1 protein-coding gene is annotated in these 679 nt (G+C 45.8%); it reads left to right on the top strand.

Annotation, left to right across the window (positions count from 1 at the left end; all coding sequences use genetic code 11):
• Positions 1 to 235: 235 nt before the first annotated feature.
• Positions 236 to 679: paraquat-inducible protein A (locus R7O13_RS27390; protein WP_318305263.1), on the top strand; the 444-nt coding region annotated here is incomplete at its 3' end.

Genomic DNA, 679 nt, shown 5'->3' with positions numbered 1-679 from the left:
ATCCCAAAGATCACTATTTCATTTGCTTCACTCAAACCACTTCTCTGCGGTTACGACTTCCCAATTTCAAACCCTAGCAGTAAAATGTTGCATACTTTTCAGCATCGCTTGGCATGTTTTAGCAGCACGGGGACGGCGATTGCAAAAGTAAGAAACTCGTAAACTCCTGAATCAACACAAGCGTGTCTAGTGAAAACAGAGTATTCTTAGGACAAATGAATTCAAAACCTACCCAATGAGTATTCAACCTAATTCACGTCAGTTAATTTCTTGCGAAGAATGTGGCCTTGTCGTCCGCATTCCGGAGATCGAGCAAGGGCAAAAAGCTCAATGCCCTCGATGTTCGCATTCACTTACAAAAATTAACGCCAAGCCTTATCAAAGCGTGATTGCGGTATCGTCTGCGTGTTTGATCATGCTGGTGCTCAGTATCTCTTTCCCATTCATGTCATTCAGCGTGCAAGGGTTGGCGCAAGAGACCACTCTGCTTCACGCAGCCAAAATGCTGGCTGAATTTCAAAACGCCCTTCTTGGTGCGCTTCTGCTCGCGACGGTCGTCGTTTTGCCAGCTATCTATGTGGGTTTGATCCTTTTTCTGCACCTTGAGGCGTTAAAAGTTCGCAACCATCCGCCGTCTAAAAAGCAGCAGCGTATGGCCAAAGTACTTTGCCGAATTCTG

Source organism: Vibrio sp. Y176 (assembly GCF_033438945.1).
The sequence above is the reverse complement of the archived record's forward strand: the minus strand, read 5'-3'. Positions and strand labels throughout refer to the sequence as shown.